A 241-nucleotide genomic window follows, 5' to 3' on the forward strand; every position below is an offset into this window, starting at 1 on the left:
TGGGCTGCCTGCGACATACGTCCGGAAGGCAAGCGGCTTGGTAAAAAGCGCGTGCAGCACGAAGAGGCCGCCCAGCGAATGGCCGATGATCGTTTGCCTGCCTCTGTCAATCTTGAACCGGCGCTCGATCTCCGGCTTCAGCTCTTCTTCAATGAAACGCAGGAATGCGTCCGCCCCGCCCTGTTCCGGCCATGCTGTCCCGTCGGGTTTCACGGGCAGCTCCGTTACAGGCACCGGCAGC

1 protein-coding gene is annotated in these 241 nt (G+C 62.2%); it reads right to left on the minus strand.

Annotation, left to right across the window (positions count from 1 at the left end; all coding sequences use genetic code 11):
• Positions 1–241, minus strand: a 241-nt coding sequence (locus tag LD028_RS09365; RefSeq protein ID WP_255721576.1) for an alpha/beta hydrolase, incomplete at both ends; no start/stop codon positions are given.

This window comes from Anoxybacillus sp. LAT27 (assembly GCF_022030075.1).
Classification (GTDB): domain Bacteria; phylum Bacillota; class Bacilli; order Bacillales; family Anoxybacillaceae; genus Anoxybacillus; species Anoxybacillus kestanbolensis.